The organism is Aliiglaciecola sp. 3_MG-2023, assembly GCF_030548205.1.
Lineage (GTDB): Bacteria > Pseudomonadota > Gammaproteobacteria > Enterobacterales > Alteromonadaceae > Aliiglaciecola.
In genome coordinates this window covers 40,879-57,660 of sequence record NZ_JAUORV010000013.1, presented here as the reverse complement: position 1 = coordinate 57,660, position 16,782 = coordinate 40,879, and the positions used below count along the sequence as shown (strand labels likewise).

The following is a 16,782-nucleotide window of genomic DNA, read 5'->3' as shown; positions in this document are numbered from 1 at the left end:
TTTTACACCTCGTCCATTTTGCATTTAACTTCAGGTTTGTCGTAGCCAAGTGTGTCCAGATCCGTTAACGGATGCAGGAACCCTTGTTGTGGAGATTGGCTAACCAGTGCATTGGGCTGCGCCAATGGAATAGGTTGTCTTAACTGACCGTTAAAGTTTCGAAAGGTTAATTTGCGGCCTTTAAAGGCGGCTAATTCAAATTTATCACTCATCATGTATTGATAGAGTTCTTCAGGTTTGTTTGATGTGCTTCTCGTCGCCGCCTCTGCAATTGCTCTAACAGCTAACCAAGCGGCATAGTCTTGGTTTTGCATTTCTCTTCCGGCAAATTCATTAAATCGATTTTGTAACTGTACGGCACCCCATTGTTCAATACTGTGATGCCAAGCCACCGGGGTGAGCCCATGGGTGCCTGCCACTGGACGAGGCAGCCAGGTATTATAAGGCAAATAGAATCCGTACTGGTTATGGGCATCGGTGACGATAACCACATCGTAATCTTTGCTTTGCGTCAGTGCCGGGACTTCTTGTTGTGCCATACGCCGCAAATCTGTGGTGAAACTCCACTCACGCTGCCCGACAATTTTATTCCCAAATCGCATAGCTGAACGCTTATATGAGGCTGCGATAGTCTGATCTTGCGGGTCATTTGAACTTACCAGTAACCACTTCTGCCAGCGTTTTAACACCATAAACTGGGCTAGGGCGTCACTTAGCATTGCCTGACTTGGAATGGTATGAAGTAGCCCACTTTGACATTGATTAGTGCGCCAGGTGTCACTTTGATTGCCAGCATTTATAATCAGCCTCTGAGCTGAATTGTGCTTTAGCAAGGTGCTAAGAAGTGCATCGCTACCAACGGCTATTATTGGGCCTTGGTGTTGCTGTTCCCAATCTGCGACCTGCTGAGCCAATCCCTTTATATTATTATCCTGAATAATGGTGAGGGTAAAATGCTGGTTCAAAAAACGCCCGGTAGTATTGCTATCACTCACTCCTAGTTGCGCCCCTGACGCGGCTAAATCTTGTGCGTGTAATTTACTGGTCAATACACTGTTGGGCTGAGTGGCCTGTTCTAACACTATGGCGATGGGGACGGTTAGACTTGGAGTACTTTGCTGAGCTAATACCTCATTCGTTGTGCCTAAACACAGTAGAGTAAGTAGGCTAAAACCAATTAGGCGCTTGCTTATTCCTGACCTTTTTAGAATATCTGCAAAAGTCATTACGCTTACTGTTTTGGCGTGTTTGGCATCATTGTTCTTACTGTTCAGTATAAACATGAGCACATTCCTTATTTATCACTAAGTCTGACTCATACTAATGGAAGATTTAGGCTTTATGTATGAGCAAAAAGGATGAAAGGTTTACTACCTAAGTACAATTGGAAGCGTTTTTCGAATCGAATACCGTTATCTCACAGGCTGGATCGTGATGCTCATTCGACAAATAAGATAACTAAAGTTGTCTGCTTCAAGAAGTCAGCCGTTACCTTTTGAGACAACTTTTGGAGAACGTAATGAAAAAATTAAAAACGGCAGTATGTGCCACTACGCTAGCGGCAATGTCGATATTTACCTATCAAGTTTATGCACATGGCAACGTTACGCCTCAAGCGGTTGATGTAAGTTCATTACCCCAATTAGGTGAAGAGTGGTTAGAAAGCAACCCGTTTACTGGAAATGAAGAAGCTATTAAAGTCGGGGATTCAGCTTACAATCAAAACTGTGCTCGTTGTCATGGTTTAGAAGTTATCTCGGGCGGAATTACGCCAGATTTGCGTAAACTAAATGATCCAAATGAGTTTTTTAGCCCTGAAGAAGCCGATGAGTGGTTTATGAGTCGTATTCGTCATGGTGCCGTTGTTGATGGCCGAGTATATATGCCTCCTTTTGAGGGAATATTGAGTCAAGAAGCTATGTGGGCAATCAAAGCCTACATTGAAACTCGTGACGTTCCAGAGTAAATCATGATTAGACGGCTGTTTTGGCGCTACTGTCTTGCGGGTTTCTTGTGCTTGTTAGCTAGCTTGCCCGCGACGTCAATTGCCCGAAGTTTTGATGACATTATGGAGTCTGGTTATATCACTGTGGCAGTGTATAACGACTTTCCTCCTTATTCCTTTAAAGACAATAAGGTCCCGCGGGGAATTGATGTGGATGTTGCTGCTCAAATTGCCAAAAATCTCAATCTTGACGTTCGTTGGATGTGGATTACTGCAGATGAAAATCTAGAAGATGATATGCGTAATGCAATCTGGAAAGGCCACATTATTACTCGTAAGAAAGCTGACTTGATGATGCGCGTTCCATACGATCACAAGTTTAGTTATGCCATTGATGGATATGGATTACCTAAAAATGAAATGGTGGTGATGTTTGGACCCTACCACAGGGAAAGTTGGGCGATACTAAAAGACACTCAGAAAACCAATAACATCGACACCTTAGCTATATTTCAGTACGAAAAAATAGCAGTTGAAATTGATTCACTACCAAGCTTTTTTCTCGGCGCGACCATCGGTGGTCGTTTGCGAGATAATATTGTGCACAGTGAAAGCATATACAAAGCCATCGATTTGCTTAAAGATGAAAGTGTTGCCGCAGTATCTGGTATGCGTTCTCAGTTAGAGTGGGGTATGCCAGATGTTGGGTCACGCTATACCATTAATGCTACTGGCTTAGCAGCAATTAGTATTAAGTCTTGGGATATCGGCATGGCGGTACAGCAAGACTTCCGTCAACTTGCTTATGCTGTAGAAGATCAAATTACGCTAATGGTCGATAACGGCCAAATGCAGAAGATTTTCGACAACTATAAGGTTACATTTGAACCATCGAGTTTGTACCAAGAAAGCCATTAATTGCTGCCGTTAAACGCCATCCAAGGCTAACGCTAGTTTTGCGTTAGCCTTATTTATTTCCTTATCCCAGAGCTTCTATTTATCCCTGTTTTCATCATCGTCCTATGGACTTAATCATTGTTGCTGTATGAGAAGGTGCGAAAAACCATTTAAAAAAACCGGGTAATTAATTTCCAATTAGTGGAAGGATTTAACAAAGTACTACTACCAACGGACTAAGAATGATAATCCAAGGTTCAATGGTTGTTAACAACTTGTTGTTCAATACTATTTATGACGGCGAAGGTGGTGAAAGCAGAACACTGCTCAACACCGCTATAGACGGACAATAAAGTTATGTGCCGGGGATAAAGGTCAGTACTTGAGACAGCCTCGGAAAAACAATAAAGGTGATGTAACGCCTTAAGTACCTGTTGAACTACTGGAGAATTCTAATGAAAAGCCGAAAAATTTCTGGTCAATTGCTTAGTACGGCACTTGGCCTCACTCTGGCGCTGGGAATGCTAAGTACAAATACCCATGCGGCAGTCACTGATAAAGATATATTAAATGATCAAAAAACCACTGATGATGTAGTGAGTTATGGTCTTGGTCCCCGCGGCCAACGATATAGCCCCCTTGACACACTCAATACTGACAACGTTAAAAAGATGCACCCGGTGTGGGCTTTTTCCTTAGGTGGAGAAAAGCAGCGTGGGCAGGAATCCCAGCCAATTGTCAAAGATGGCGTGATGTACGTGACCGGTTCTTATTCTCGAGTCTATGCAATAGACGTGAATACTGGTGATGAGCTTTGGCAATACGAAGCGCGTTTACCCGATGGTATTATGCCTTGCTGTGACGTAATTAACCGTGGTGTCGCAATTTATGATGATGTGGTTATTTTCGGTACCCTAGATGCGATTTTAGTCGCTCTAGACCAAAAAACCGGTAAGGTTCGCTGGCGTAAAAAAATGGGTGACTACAAAGCAGGGTATTCTTCAACTGCAGCACCTATGATTGTTAAAGGTATGGTAATCACCGGTGTATCTGGTGGTGAATTTGGGATTGTGGGTAAGGTAGAAGCCCGCGATGCTAAAACCGGAGAGCTAATCTGGACACGCCCTACAGTTGAAGGCCACATGGGATACCTTAATGGCAAGGAGAATGGCATTACCGGTGGTGAGGCCAATAAAACCTGGACTGGTGATTTGTGGAAAACCGGTGGTGCAGCTACTTGGTTAGGCGGAACCTATGATCCAGATACTGATTTAATCTTTATGGGTACAGGTAACCCTTCTCCTTGGAATTCTCACTTACGTCCTGGTGATAATTTGTATAGTTCTTCTCGTTTAGCCATTGACCCTGATACTGGCAAGATCGTTTGGCATTTTCAAACAACTCCTCATGATGGTTGGGACTTCGATGGTGTAAACGAACTCATAGCGTTCGATTATAAAGACGGTCGCAAAACCGTAAAAGCTGCTGCAACAGCAGATAGAAACGGCTATTTTTATGTGCTTAATCGTGAAGATGGTAAGTTTATCCGTGGTTTCCCATTTGTTAGTGGTATTACATGGGCAGAAGGTCTAGATGAAAATGGTCGCCCTATCTATAAAGAAGGTGGTCGCCCTGGAAACCCCGCTGATTCAGAATCAGGTGAAAAGGGTGAAACTATTTGGTCTGTTCCTTCTTTCTTAGGCGGAAAAAACTGGATGCCAATGGCGTATAGCCAAGACACAGGATTATTCTACGTTCCTTCTAACGAATGGGGTATGGATATCTGGAATGAGCCAGTCAGCTATAAAAAAGGCGCGGCTTACCTAGGTTCTGGTTTTACCATAAAACCTATTTATGACCATATTGGCTCATTAAAAGCAGTTGACCCTAAAACCGGTGAATTGGTTTGGGAATTCAAAAATACCGCACCGTTATGGGGTGGAGTATTAGCCACCGCAGGTAATTTAGTCTTTACTGGAACCCCTGAAGGCTATTTGTATGGCTTTAATGCTAAAACAGGCGAAATCGTTTACAAGTTTAACACCGGCTCTGGCATCGTTGGCTCGCCAGTGACTTGGGAAAAAGACGGCGAACAATACCTAAGTGTTCTGTCTGGTTGGGGTGGCGCGGTTCCTTTATGGGGCGGTGAAGTTGCCAAGACCATCAAAGACATTAACCAAGGCGGCACCGTTTGGACGTTTAAGTTGCCACGTAGCTAGAGGTGGCACCGCGGCAAGGGGGGGTCCCACCATCTTGTCGCGCTTTTTATAGAAATACCAATCCATTCTGGACGCTAGCTTTCAGTTTGGATTGGCCTTAGTGGTCTGTAGGACTCATTTTCAGACTGTTTTTGTGGTATTTCGTCAGTTCGATTTAGAACTGGATTAAGTTAGGACACTAATAGCCATGAAGATTTTTCGCAACTGGTTATTCTTATTCCCATTGATTGTATTCAGTGGTTCCACATTAGGCTCTGCTATTTCCGAACAACAAATAAAACACATATTCCCTAAAGCAACATCTATTGGCGACACCCTGGCTGAGTATCCAGTTCAACCCATATATCAACTTCAAGAATTATTAGGTTATGTCTTCCAAACCAATGACTTAGTCGATTTCCCTGGTTTTTCTGGAGATAAAATTAATCTTTTAATTGGCATCGATACTGGGGGAAACATCAAAGGTATCCAAATATTATCCCATCATGAACCTATATTTCTTCATGGCTTAGGGCCTGAGCCATTAGATAGGTTTATTGAGCAGTATATAGGTAAGAACGTCTCCAATAGGATCATCGTCGACAAGGCAGCAAACGATACCAACCTTGATGATAAAACCGTGCATGTAGACGGTGTTACTAAAGCCACGGTTTCGGTGATTGTGGTGAACGACACAATATTACTGTCATCATTGCAAGTCGCTAGAAATATGCTGGAGGGCTTTACTGTCGCCCCTTTGGCAACCCCAAAAGATGATTTCCAATCCTTGAGTTGGCAACAACTTCTAGATAGAGGTTACGTACGAAAGTGGACGCTAACGCGGCAACAATTTGAGCAAGAATTGAATGCACAATTAGAGGATTTTCCAGCAGACACCTTTGCCGTGGAAGAGGGCGATGAGTTTACTATTTACTATGCTTACTTAAATGCTCCTAGTATTGGCATTAACTTATTAGGCGAGGCGGAGTACCAACGCTTAATGACCGGACTAAAGCCCAATGAGCAAGCCTTCGCTGTGATGTCTGAGGGCTTTTTTCATTACCTTGAGGATGATTTCAAGCCAGGTACCGTGGCCGATCAAATTAATTTAGAGCAGGGCAATTTGCCCTTAGCCATGCGTGATTTGAATTTTTACAGTTTTACTGAGCCAAGTCTCGCTTCTGGAGCGCCTATTACCGATGACTTGCAATTATTTGTTGTGAATACGCAATCGGGGTTCAACCCTAGTTTAGATATGCAGTTATCCCTTAATTTAACCGTGGCGAAAAACCATCTCGTTCAGCAGCAAGCCCGTTTTCAAGATGACTATGCATTGCCTAGCTCTCTTTTTGATATTGCAGAGGCGGTGGAAGTTGAACCGCCAACCCCCCCTTGGGTGCGCATATGGGAATCGCGAATCGGTGTGATTAGTGTCTTAATCGCGAGTTTAATTTTAGTGACGGTGATTTTTATCTATCAGCATAAGTTGTCAGCCAACCAGAAGCTATTCCGATATGTTCGTTGGAGCTTCATGTTTTTTACCTTGTTCTTTATTGGTTGGTATGCCCAAGGACAGTTATCTGTAGTGAACATATTTCCTATCATTCAAAGCCTGATGAATGGCTTTGAAATTCAAATGTACTTAATGGATCCGGTCTTGTTTATTTTGTGGATTTACGTATTCATTAGTTTATTTATTGTTGGACGAGGTATCTTTTGTGGGTGGTTGTGTCCTTTTGGTGCCTTACAAGAAATGCTCGGTTGGGTGGCTAAAAAATTGCGTATTCGCCAAAAGAAAGTGCCCTATTGGTTACACAGTAAATTGTGGTGGGTTAAGTATGGAATACTAATTGGCCTAGTATTTACTTCTATTTATTCTATTCGTACTGCTGAAGTTTTATCTGAAGTAGAGCCTTTTAAAACCGCGATTACGTTACAATTTTATCGTTATTGGCCCTTTGTTGTTTATTCGGTTGTGTTACTTGCAGCTGGATTATTTATTAACAAGTTTTATTGTCGTTATGTTTGTCCTTTAGGGGCGGGATTGGCGATTCTAGGCTATTTCCATATGGGGGAATGGTTAACCCGCCGGAAAGATTGTGGCTCTCCTTGTACATTGTGTCATCACAAGTGTGATATCAAAGCGATAACACCCAAAGGAGAGATTAATTATAACGAATGTGTGCAGTGTTTAGAGTGCATAGTTTATTATAATAACGATGATTTATGCCCGCCTCTTAAGAAAAACAAGCGCAAAAATAGGGGCAAAGCCATAGATGTTAGCCAGCAACCAGCATAAAAATACCTCTCAGGACGGTAGCAGGGTCTTCAGGCCATGGATTTTTTCGAAGGGGCCTAGGGCAATTTATCGGGGCTAAAGCCACCGACTACAGGCAAGGTTTTTTCTCGGCATTGGACATTCAATCCAGACCTGTAGCATGGTCTTTAGACCATGGATTTTTTCGAAGGGGCCCGGGCAATTTCTCGGGGCTAAAGCCGCCGACTACAGGCAAGGTTTTTTCTCGGTATTGAACATTCAATCCAGACCTGTAGCATGGTCTTTAGGCCATGGATTTTTTCGAAGGGGCCACGGGCAATTTCTCGGGGCTAAAGCCACCGACTACTGGTAAGGTTTTTTCTCGGCATTGGACATTCAATCCAGACCTGTAGCATGGTCTTCAGGCCATGGATTTTTTCGAAGGGGCCTAGGGCAATTTCTCGGGGCTAAAGCCACCGACTACAGGTAAGGTTTTTTCTCGGCATTGAACATTCATTCCAGACCTGTAGCATGGTCTTTAGACCATGGGGGCCCCTGGCAATTTATCGGGGCTAAAGCCACCGACTACAGGCAAGGTTTTTTCTTAGCATTGAATATTCATTCCAGACCTGTAGCATGGTCTTTAGGTTTAGTTTGGCATTATAAACTGTTATAAATAGAAAAATTGCATCCGAGTAACGCCATGCCCATACCCCACCTACAAACCAATCGTCACCTTTTGCTGTTGATTAAGCTTAGATATGGTTTTATCTTTCTGCAATTGTTAGTTGTTCTGTTAGCCGAGTATTGGTTTGAATATAACCTTCCCTACTTAACCTTAAAGTTAATTATTGCCATAGAGTTGGCAGTGAATATGGTGCTGTTCTATTGCTATCGAGGCAATCGTAATGCCCGTGAAGGTGAATATCTGTTTCAAGTTTTACTGGATATTTTACTGCTGACAATTTTGTTGTACTTTGCCAAAGGAGCCACAAACCCCTTCGTTTCTTTGCTGTTGATCCCCGTTGCCATAGCCGCAGTGACCCTTTCCCGTCGTTTACTCATATTGGTGAGTTTTGCTGCTTTGGCAGCATATTCTGTGTTGTTTTTTAGTATTGATTCTCATCAAATGCATATGGTGGATATGCAGCAGCATTTTCTCGGGATGTGGGTTAACTTTGTTCTATCTGCCTGTGTGGTGGTGCTGGTCGTCGCATCTTTAGCACAAGCTATGCGTAATCAAGAGCGCTTTGTCAGTAAGTTAAGAGAGGAACAATTACGTCAAGAACAACTGGTCGCTTTAGGGACGACGGCGGCACAATTTGCTCATCAGTTAGCGACTCCCTTAGCGACGGCAAATCTGCTTACTGAAGAGCTTGAGTTTGAGTCATCTGAGGCTGACCCTTTGCTCACTCAACTGAAGGAGCAGTTACATTTATGTAGCCGTCGATTACAAGATTTCCGGGAGATGTCAGAAGAGGTCAAGCTGAACAGTAAAAGACTGATCCCAATGCCTGAATTGCTTGCAAAATTACAACAAGAAGTACAGCTAAATTTCGCTGACATTGACGTCGAATATAGCATCCCAAGCTTAGAAAATTTGGCGGTACGAGCAGATACCACTTTATTACCAGCGCTATTAAATTTGATTCAAAATGCGGTGCAATCGAGTAAACGAAACGATTGTCAGCAAATTCAAATACAATGTCGTCTCGACAATAGTGCGCAAACAAAACAATTTGTGTTAACTATTCGCGATTTTGGCGCTGGATTACCAGAAGAGAGTTTACTCGAACTAGGGGCAACACTCGTTGAAAGTGAACAAGGATTTGGAATGGGAGTACTACTGAGTCACGCTACCTTAGAGCGTTTAGGTGCGCAATTGCGTTTGTACAACCACACTGAAACAGGTGCTGTGGCCGAGATATTAATGGAGTTGGTGATCTTGCAATGAGGTTGTTACTAATCGAAGATGAGCAAAGTTTTGCGGGCATATTACTGCGTCGCTTGACCCACCACGGATATGAATGTTTGCATGCCGATACTGTGGATAAAGGTCTTGTTATGGCTGAACAATCACTCCCTTCACACCTGATCTTAGATTTGAAAGTTGGCACTCAAAGCGGTTTGTCTATATTACCCCAGTTGCGGGAATTACTTCCTGACGGTCGTATTATTCTGTTAACTGGCTATGCCAGTATTGCTACCGCGGTAGAAGCGATAAAAGCAGGAGCTGACGATTACCTGTCAAAGCCAGTGGACAGTAAAACCTTGTTAGCTATGTTAGCTGGGGATAAACCTAAAGAAGCCACTAGTGACACCCACATCATGTCGCCTGCCAGGCTAGAATGGGAGCACATTCAACAAGTGCTAAAAGCAAATCATGGCAATATTTCAGCAACGGCGCGCCAGTTAGGTATGCATCGCAGAACCTTGCAGCGTAAGTTAATCAAAAAACCAAGATCTGATTGAACTCCCTAGTGAGCTCGAATTACGTCCATTAATTCACTTCTGGTTTAAGTGGACGTTTTACGTTTGAGCAGATTCAATATTCCGTGAAACCTCCCTAAAAGCCCATTAACTGGCAGAAGCAAAGGGATAATTTATCGCATAAATACGTTGATTTAATCACCGGGCAAAATATCGTGCTAGTATGTTATTTGATTGGTATGAGGGAATAAAATTGCAAAATCCTTTCTATTTTCTGGGGATCGACGGTGGCGGCAGCAAATGTAAAGCTCGCCTCGAGGACGCGCAAGGAAATCTGTTAGCAGAAAGTGTGGCTGGCCCTGCAAACCCTGCTAGGGATATGCAAGTCGCCTTAGCTTCCATTCAACAGGTCAGCGAACAGGTTATGACCTCAGCTAATTTGCCTGTTTCCGCGTTATCAAACACTTACGTTGGAATGGGGCTGGCCGGTCTTAATTTGCCTATGTATAAATCTAAATTGCAAGCTTGGCAACATCCTTTCGCTCAATTAAGCCTGAGTACAGATTTATACATTGCGTGTCTGGGGGCACACAACTGTGATTCAGGGGCGATTGTTATTGTTGGAACAGGAAGTGCGGGATTAGCCTGTCATCAAGGGCAGCAGTATGAATATGGTGGTCACGGCTTTTTATTAGGTGATAAAGGAAGTGGCGCATGGATTGGGTTGCAAACCCTAAGGTGGGCCCTAGAAAGTTTCGATGGAATGGCACAATCTAGTCCCTTCATTGAGGCGGTTTTCGAGTTTGCGCAGTGCTCAGATGCGGCACAAATAATAGAAAGTTATTTAACCTCAAGTTCAGCCAAATTTGCCAACCTAGCCCCGCTGGTATTTGAATATGCAAATCGCCACGATCCTGTCGCCACCGACATCATTAAGGACGGCGCCAGTTATTTAAGCGCCCTTACTAGAAAGTTGCAAAGTCATAGCCCCCAACGTATTGCGTTTATTGGCGGTTTAGCCCCTAGTGTTATCCCTTGGCTGGATGAAGATATTCAGATTGGAATAAAGCAACCCCTTGCAGCACCAGAATGTGGCGCAATTATGATGGCAAAAAAACAATTTGAAAGCGCAAACAAGCATAGCTGACAGCAACATTAATTGAACAACAACATGAAGTGAAAAACAGCCTTTTATGAGGTGTTCCATTCACGCGGATCCCATTTGAGGTAATTGCTCCCATGGCACATAAATTAACTAAGACTCACTACCATGCTAGTCGGTTTTTCGATGGGCAAAGTATCCAAGAAAACCTTAGGCTAACTATTGAAAATGGGTTGATAACGTCTATCGATAAACATCCACAACCCACAGACTTTCCCCTCGAAGGGTTAGTCACAGCCGGCTTTATTGATACCCAAGTAAATGGTGGCGGCGGGGTTATGTTCAATCAAAGACCTAGCCTCGAGACTCTGCGTACTATGCGTAAAGCCCATAGCTTATTTGGCACTACGGCAATGCTCCCCACTTTAATTACTGATAATTTAGATTGCATGCAAAGTGCAGCAAATGCTATTGCACAAGCCATTAAGGGGCAAGAAGCGGGGATATTGGGAGTGCATTTTGAAGGGCCACATTTAAGCATGCCTAAACGAGGGATCCACTCAAGTGAGCAAATTCGACCGCTGAGTGAGGATGAAATGGCTATTTTTTGTCGTCAAGATTTGGGCCAAGTGGTAGTCACTGTTGCACCTGAAAACGTGTCCCAAAGCCAAATCATAGAGCTGGTTAATTGTGGTGTAATTGTCTCCCTTGGGCATTCCAATGCTGATATTGATACTGTTTTAAAGGCAATTGATGCTGGCGCTACTGGCTTTACACATTTATTCAATGCCATGTCAGGTTTAACTGCACGTAACCCAGGAATGGTTGCCGCAGCACTGCAAGATGAGCGAGTGACCTGCGGCTTAATCGCTGATGGATTGCACGTCCACCCCTACAATTGCCGGTTAGCTTTTCAATGTAAAGGTTGGCAAAAATTAATGTTAGTGACGGATGCTATGGCCCATGTGGGGGCTGAGGTGGAAACACTGCCATGGCTAGATACCCAGATTATCCGCAATGGTAATAAGCTTACCTTAGCTGATGGAACTTTGGCGGGGTCTGCCTTGGATATGAGTTCTGCGGTACGTAACCTACATCAAAATATGGGTGTCCCTTTAGAGTCAGCCCTGAAGATGGCGAGCTTAACGCCTGCAAAATTTTTAGCTTGCTCAAACAGAGGGAAGTTAGCTGTAGGCATGCAAGCCGATTTTGTATTGCTAGACGAGCAATTGTGTACTTTAGGCTGTTGGATAGCGGGGATCCAAGTCACTCACCATTAGCTGAGTGACTTATTTGGCATTTTGCAAGCTAATAAACAGCGGTCAAAGGGGTTAGGATTTGGTTATTTCCACATCGGTTTGGGGAATACAACTGCAAGCGAGTATATAACCTTCATTTACTTCTTGTTCTGTTAGGCCATTCAGGACGTTTAGGTTTCTGACCTCACCCCGATTGAGTTTGACTTTGCATCTGCCACATATACCGGCTCTGCAAGAGAAGGGGATATTCAAACCCGCTGTTTCTCCTTGCTCCAGAATCGACGTTTGATTGTTACCTTGATGTTTTACATCCCAACTAGAAAAAACGATTTCCACTGACTTTGTTGCTGCCTGATCACTTGCCTGTAATTGACTAGCAAGATTTCTATGTCTCCTTGCTGAGGTTGGTGTTTGGTCAAAATAGATAGTAGGCGCTTGCTTCTCAGTTACCACTACTTCATCGTTTAGGGTTAACTTTCCGGTATTAAGAGCAATAAGGTTTTGACCAAATAGTAGATCGCCTTTTTTGTCTTTTCGGTATTTCTGCAAAGTGGTAAGGGGTTCTCTGGCTTGGTACTTTTTAGCTGATTTGGGGTCAACTGTAGTGAATATACAGCGAGAACAAGACTTCATTACCTCAAACTCAATTTCACCAATGCGAACCTTTTTCCAAGTATCTTCTTCGAAAGCGGTACTATTATCGACAACTAAATTAGGGCGAAATTGACTCATGGTAACCGGTGTCGCTAGACGCGAATTTAAGTCATTCAGGCTTTGTTGAGATATGAGCAAAAACGGGTAGCCATCAGCAAATGAAACCTGACTTTGACTATTTTTCACTTGGCGTTTCGATTGTTCGCCAAAAAATACTAATTTGCAGGTTTTGCCAAGGTATTGGCTAAACCATTGATCATATTTAGGGTGGCAGTACTGTCCCTTAATGTTATCTTCCCAGACCTTCACCATTTGGTAGTTATCTGAAAAATCGCTGTATTTTATGGTTAACTCAGGCATGCCTGGCGCGTTTAGACGCAGTCCCGTAGCGCAAACTTCCGTTTGAACCAGGCACAAGGTGCTGTCGGTTCGAGCAGTAATGAAGGTGCCATTGGTGGTAGTTAGCACAAATCTGCGGTCGAATTCCAAGCCCTTCTGTTCCACCTTGCTACTGCTTAAAGCAATGCCAGCACAAGACTTGATGGGGTAGATATTAATTTGACTTAAGCTTAGTTTAGACACAATACTTTTCTTATTATTTTATGTGTTAAAGCACTGCTAAGTGGATAACAGTGCCGCAATGAATGCCCTTAACCCTAGGTTATTGGGATGCACTTTCCAGATAATCAACGGCCAAAGATGACATCACTTTCACACCGGTTTTCAATGCCTTTTCATTAACATAGAAATCAGGACTGTGGTTGGTTTTCATCTCTTCTTCAGGGACCCCATCAGCACCTATACCCAACATGAAATATAAGCCGGGAATTTTATCTTGGAAGTAGGAAAAGTCTTCACCGGCCATAATGACTGAATTATGACGTACATGTTCCTCACCCACCACCTTTTGCATGGTAGGTAACATTTGTTGGGTTAAAGCTTCATCGTTGTAGGTGACCAATGTTGCTGAAATAACCTTAAAGTCAGCCTTTGCACCGGTTAATGATGCTGCGGTTTCAACAGTCGATTTTAAACGCTTAAGTAACTCTTTTCTTACGCCTTTGTCAAAAGTACGAATCGTACCGCTCATGGTGACTTTGTCAGAAATAATATTGTGTCTCAAGCCACCTTCAATGGTTCCCACAGTGATCACGGATGGGGCTGCCGTAATATCAAGTTGTCGACTGGGAATGGTTTGAATTGCGCTAACAATCTGGCTTGCTGCAACAATAGGATCGACTCCTAGCCATGGCGATGAGCCGTGGGTTTGTTTGCCAGTCACTTCCACAAAGAAAGTATCGACAGCGGCCATAGCACCTTTAGGACGGTACAGAATATCCCCTGATTTATATGGCCAAACATGCAAACCAAAAATGGCCTCAGGTGCGTATTCACCCGCCAATACTCCTTCTTCGATCATCATGGCAGCGCCGCCGCCTTCTTCAGGTGGCGCCCCTTCTTCTGCAGGTTGAAATATGAATTTAATGGTGCCAGGGATATGTTCTTGCATACTGGCTAACACTTTGGCTGTACCTAATAAAATTGCCATGTGTGCATCGTGTCCACAAGCATGCATGACTCCTACTTCCTTACCATTGTATTGGGTTCGTTTTGTAGAAGCGAAACTTAAACCCGTTTGTTCGGTTACCGGTAGGGCATCCATATCTGCTCTCAGGGCAACCACTTTACCGGGTTTACCGCCTTTGAGAATGCCAACAACGCCGGTGTAAGCAATCCCTGTTTCTATTTCCATACCGAGATCTTTTAAGTAGGCAGCCACCGTTTTAGCGGTTTCAATCTCGCGGTTAGATAGTTCTGGGTTTTCGTGAAAATGGCGTCTTAGCTTTATGACTTCTGCCTCAATCTCTTCACTTTTTTGACTTATTAATGTTTCCAAATCAGCACACAAAGCGGCGCTGGAAAGCACGAAGCTGAGTACTATCGTGACAAAATATTTTGCAAGTTTCACTCTGTTGATCCTTAAAATCTATGCGGTATTGAATCAGTCTACTAAATTTAATCTTTATAATCTTGGTGTAATCAAGGATTTAGTTAACATGGGTATTAGGTCATGGGATGAAACGGGTTGTTTACAAGGGTGAACTGGACTGGAAAGGTTAATGAAATGTTATTCGCTGAAATTATTATAGCTTCAACCGATTTTATTATACGGGGCTGGGCACACAAGCTTATATGATTTCGGCTATTCCAACATTAGACAATAGACCTCGGAACCACGTCATGAAAAAATGTATCAGTAGCTTATTAATAAGTCTTTGCTTTTTATTTAGTGCTCAAATCGCTGCCCATGAACTGGGTTTACAATTATTTAGTCTACGTCATCAGTTTGCAGATGATCCGGCCAAGACCCTCGACCAAATTCAAGATTGGGGTTTACATACTGTTGAAGGCAGTCGCGATCTATATGGTTATTCGGTAGAAGAATTTAGAGCTGAATTGGATAAACGTGGTATTGATGTGGTGAGCACAGATACCAGTTTTGAAGAACTGAGAGACAATCCTATGGCCGCGGTTTATCGGGCAAAATTTTATGCTGCAAACTATACCACTTTCTATTGGGTTCCCCACGGTGACAACTTTCTTTTTGACGATGCTGATAAAACTGTCAAAGTGATGAATGAGGCTGGTGCACTGTTGAAAAAACATGGTGTAACTTTGCAATATCATGCCCATGGGTATGAGTATCTGCCGTATAAAAATGAAACTTTGTTTGATTACATTATTCAAAACGTGGATCAGGCGCAATTTCAAATGGATGTATTTTGGACGAAACACGCTGGAATGAACCCAACAGAATTACTTAAAAAATATCCAGGAAGATTCACGTCACTGCATCTTAAAGATCGTAAAAAAGGGACGCCTAATTCATCTAAAGGCTCGGCAGATGGCGATACCAATGTGGTGTTAGGTCAGGGGGATGTTGGAATTGCTTCTGTCGTCGCTGAGGCAAAAAAACAGGGCATTCGATATTTCTTTTTGGAAGATGAATCTTCCAGAGTGGTACAGCAAATACCCAAAAGCATTTTATATCTTAAATCGTTAGAAAAGTTCTAATTATCTTTAAGCACTAGAGAGTTTTGCGTCGGCCAAGCTCTCTTTCATTCCTATTCTGTTTCTTTGGCTAAAATTGCAGAGGCTACTTCCAGGTGCTTTAGTTTGTCAGTTTGTAATTTCTCGGCCTGCATTTGTTCGCGCATTTTGGACGGGTGAAATCCAAAAAACTGTTTAAATTGTTTGGTGAAATAACTGTGATCACTGAATCCACATTTAAACGCTATTTCTGAAATCGGCGTATCTGTTTCTACCAATAATAATCGTGCATTTTCCAATCTGACTTCGTTGATAATACGGGTGGGTGTCTTAGACAATTGTTTTTTGAAACGTCTTTCGAGGGCGCTAACGGATAAGTGAGATAACTCAGCTAGTTCGGTTAACGAAATCGCCCGATGATAATTTTTGCGAATAAAATCCAGAGGAATCCGAATACTATCAAAATTTGCAAGGGCTTGAGAGGATTTATGAAAATGCCGGGTGATACCATAAGAGCCAATAATATTGTTATTTTTATCGCGAAGTGGTCGTTTTGAAGTTGAAAACCAGCCCAACTCACCATCTTTAGATAAATTCATTTCCAAACGAGATGTAATTAATTCGCCATCCAGTATTTTTTGATCGTCCGTTATGTATTGCAGTGCTAAATGTGGCGCAAACAGTTCAGTATCTGTTTTTCCATACACTTGGCTTCGACTCTGAAAACCAGAATGCTCTAAATACGCATTGTTGGCATATACAACACGACTCTGTCGATCTTTAATCCAAAACAAGATGTCAGGGGTAAGCTCAAACACTTCAACCAATTGCTTGATCTCTAGCTCCCCCATAGATTCAATCCAGAATTGTGACATAGCTACCTCCGTTGGCCACATAATCCTAGTTTAACTAATTTTATGGTTGTGCGCGCCGAAATTATTGCACTAATGACCGAATAAATCATATCGAGAGTACTAGCAAATTACCTA

13 protein-coding genes are annotated in these 16,782 nt (G+C 42.9%); 9 read left to right on the top strand and 4 right to left on the bottom strand.

Annotated features, from left to right (window positions below):
• Positions 1-2 precede the first annotated feature (2 nt).
• A complete protein-coding gene (locus tag Q4574_RS14920) occupies positions 3-1,283 on the bottom strand; it encodes an ABC transporter substrate-binding protein (protein ID WP_303474949.1) in 1,281 nt (426 codons plus the stop codon).
• Between the two features lie 236 nt (positions 1,284-1,519).
• Here Q4574_RS14920 and pedF point away from each other — a divergent pair, with 236 nt between their 5' ends.
• The 8 genes from pedF (at position 1,520) to nagA (ending at position 12,109) form a co-directional block, all read left to right on the top strand.
• Positions 1,520-1,966 (top strand): cytochrome c-550 PedF, encoded by a 447-nt coding sequence (pedF, locus tag Q4574_RS14915; protein WP_303474948.1) that lies wholly within the window; start codon positions 1,520-1,522, stop codon positions 1,964-1,966.
• 3 nt (positions 1,967-1,969) lie between these two features.
• Positions 1,970-2,863 (top strand): ABC transporter substrate-binding protein, encoded by an 894-nt coding sequence (locus Q4574_RS14910; protein ID WP_303474947.1) that lies wholly within the window; start codon positions 1,970-1,972, stop codon positions 2,861-2,863.
• 500 nt (positions 2,864-3,363) lie between these two features.
• Entirely contained in the window at positions 3,364-5,061 is a 1,698-nt protein-coding gene (locus tag Q4574_RS14905) for a PQQ-dependent methanol/ethanol family dehydrogenase (RefSeq protein WP_303475083.1), read from the top strand.
• A gap of 187 nt (positions 5,062-5,248) precedes the next feature.
• Positions 5,249-7,339, top strand: a complete 2,091-nt coding sequence (locus Q4574_RS14900) for a NosR/NirI family protein (RefSeq protein ID WP_303474946.1) — start codon at positions 5,249-5,251, stop codon at positions 7,337-7,339.
• A 661-nt stretch (positions 7,340-8,000) separates the two neighbouring features.
• On the top strand, positions 8,001-9,251 hold the full coding sequence (locus Q4574_RS14895) for a HAMP domain-containing sensor histidine kinase (RefSeq protein ID WP_303474945.1): 1,251 nt from the start codon (positions 8,001-8,003) through the stop codon (positions 9,249-9,251).
• Positions 9,248-9,769 carry a response regulator transcription factor gene (locus Q4574_RS14890; protein WP_303474944.1) on the top strand — a complete coding sequence of 174 codons (522 nt, stop codon included), beginning with the start codon at positions 9,248-9,250 and terminating at the stop codon, positions 9,767-9,769. Before Q4574_RS14895 ends, Q4574_RS14890 begins: the two co-directional genes overlap by 4 nt.
• Positions 9,770-9,980: 211 nt before the next feature.
• Positions 9,981-10,874: a BadF/BadG/BcrA/BcrD ATPase family protein gene (locus Q4574_RS14885; RefSeq protein WP_303474943.1), complete on the top strand. Its 894-nt coding sequence runs from the start codon at positions 9,981-9,983 to the stop codon at positions 10,872-10,874.
• Between the two features lie 92 nt (positions 10,875-10,966).
• Entirely contained in the window at positions 10,967-12,109 is a 1,143-nt protein-coding gene (gene nagA, locus Q4574_RS14880; RefSeq protein WP_303474942.1) for an N-acetylglucosamine-6-phosphate deacetylase, read from the top strand.
• Between the two features lie 51 nt (positions 12,110-12,160).
• Here nagA and Q4574_RS14875 read toward each other — a convergent pair whose 3' ends face one another.
• Positions 12,161-13,324 (bottom strand): YcbX family protein, encoded by a 1,164-nt coding sequence (locus Q4574_RS14875; RefSeq protein WP_303474941.1) that lies wholly within the window; start codon positions 13,322-13,324, stop codon positions 12,161-12,163.
• A 79-nt stretch (positions 13,325-13,403) separates the two neighbouring features.
• The gene (locus Q4574_RS14870; protein WP_303474940.1) at positions 13,404-14,711 is read right to left on the bottom strand and encodes an amidohydrolase; all 1,308 of its coding nucleotides are present in this window, start codon (positions 14,709-14,711) and stop codon (positions 13,404-13,406) included.
• 272 nt (positions 14,712-14,983) lie between these two features.
• Between Q4574_RS14870 and Q4574_RS14865 the strand changes: the two genes are divergently transcribed.
• Complete coding sequence (locus Q4574_RS14865) at positions 14,984-15,817, top strand: sugar phosphate isomerase/epimerase (protein ID WP_303474939.1); 834 nt, start codon at positions 14,984-14,986, stop codon at positions 15,815-15,817.
• A 50-nt stretch (positions 15,818-15,867) separates the two neighbouring features.
• On the opposite strand, the gene Q4574_RS14860 is transcribed toward Q4574_RS14865, so the two are convergent.
• A complete protein-coding gene (locus Q4574_RS14860) occupies positions 15,868-16,668 on the bottom strand; it encodes an AraC family transcriptional regulator (RefSeq protein WP_303474938.1) in 801 nt (266 codons plus the stop codon).
• Between the last annotated feature and the right edge of the window lie 114 nt (positions 16,669-16,782).

Coding starts and splice junctions, on each gene's coding strand:
- Q4574_RS14905 (WP_303475083.1), top strand. CDS start 3,364: ATGCTAAGTACAAATACCCATGCGGCAGTCACTGATAAAGATATATTA.
- nagA (WP_303474942.1), top strand. CDS start 10,967: ATGGCACATAAATTAACTAAGACTCACTACCATGCTAGTCGGTTTTTC.
- Q4574_RS14895 (WP_303474945.1), top strand. CDS start 8,001: ATGCCCATACCCCACCTACAAACCAATCGTCACCTTTTGCTGTTGATT.
- Q4574_RS14920 (WP_303474949.1), bottom strand. CDS start 1,283: ATGTTTATACTGAACAGTAAGAACAATGATGCCAAACACGCCAAAACA.
- Q4574_RS14860 (WP_303474938.1), bottom strand. CDS start 16,668: ATGTCACAATTCTGGATTGAATCTATGGGGGAGCTAGAGATCAAGCAA.
- Q4574_RS14890 (WP_303474944.1), top strand. CDS start 9,248: ATGAGGTTGTTACTAATCGAAGATGAGCAAAGTTTTGCGGGCATATTA.
- Q4574_RS14865 (WP_303474939.1), top strand. CDS start 14,984: ATGAAAAAATGTATCAGTAGCTTATTAATAAGTCTTTGCTTTTTATTT.
- Q4574_RS14900 (WP_303474946.1), top strand. CDS start 5,249: ATGAAGATTTTTCGCAACTGGTTATTCTTATTCCCATTGATTGTATTC.
- pedF (WP_303474948.1), top strand. CDS start 1,520: ATGAAAAAATTAAAAACGGCAGTATGTGCCACTACGCTAGCGGCAATG.
- Q4574_RS14910 (WP_303474947.1), top strand. CDS start 1,970: ATGATTAGACGGCTGTTTTGGCGCTACTGTCTTGCGGGTTTCTTGTGC.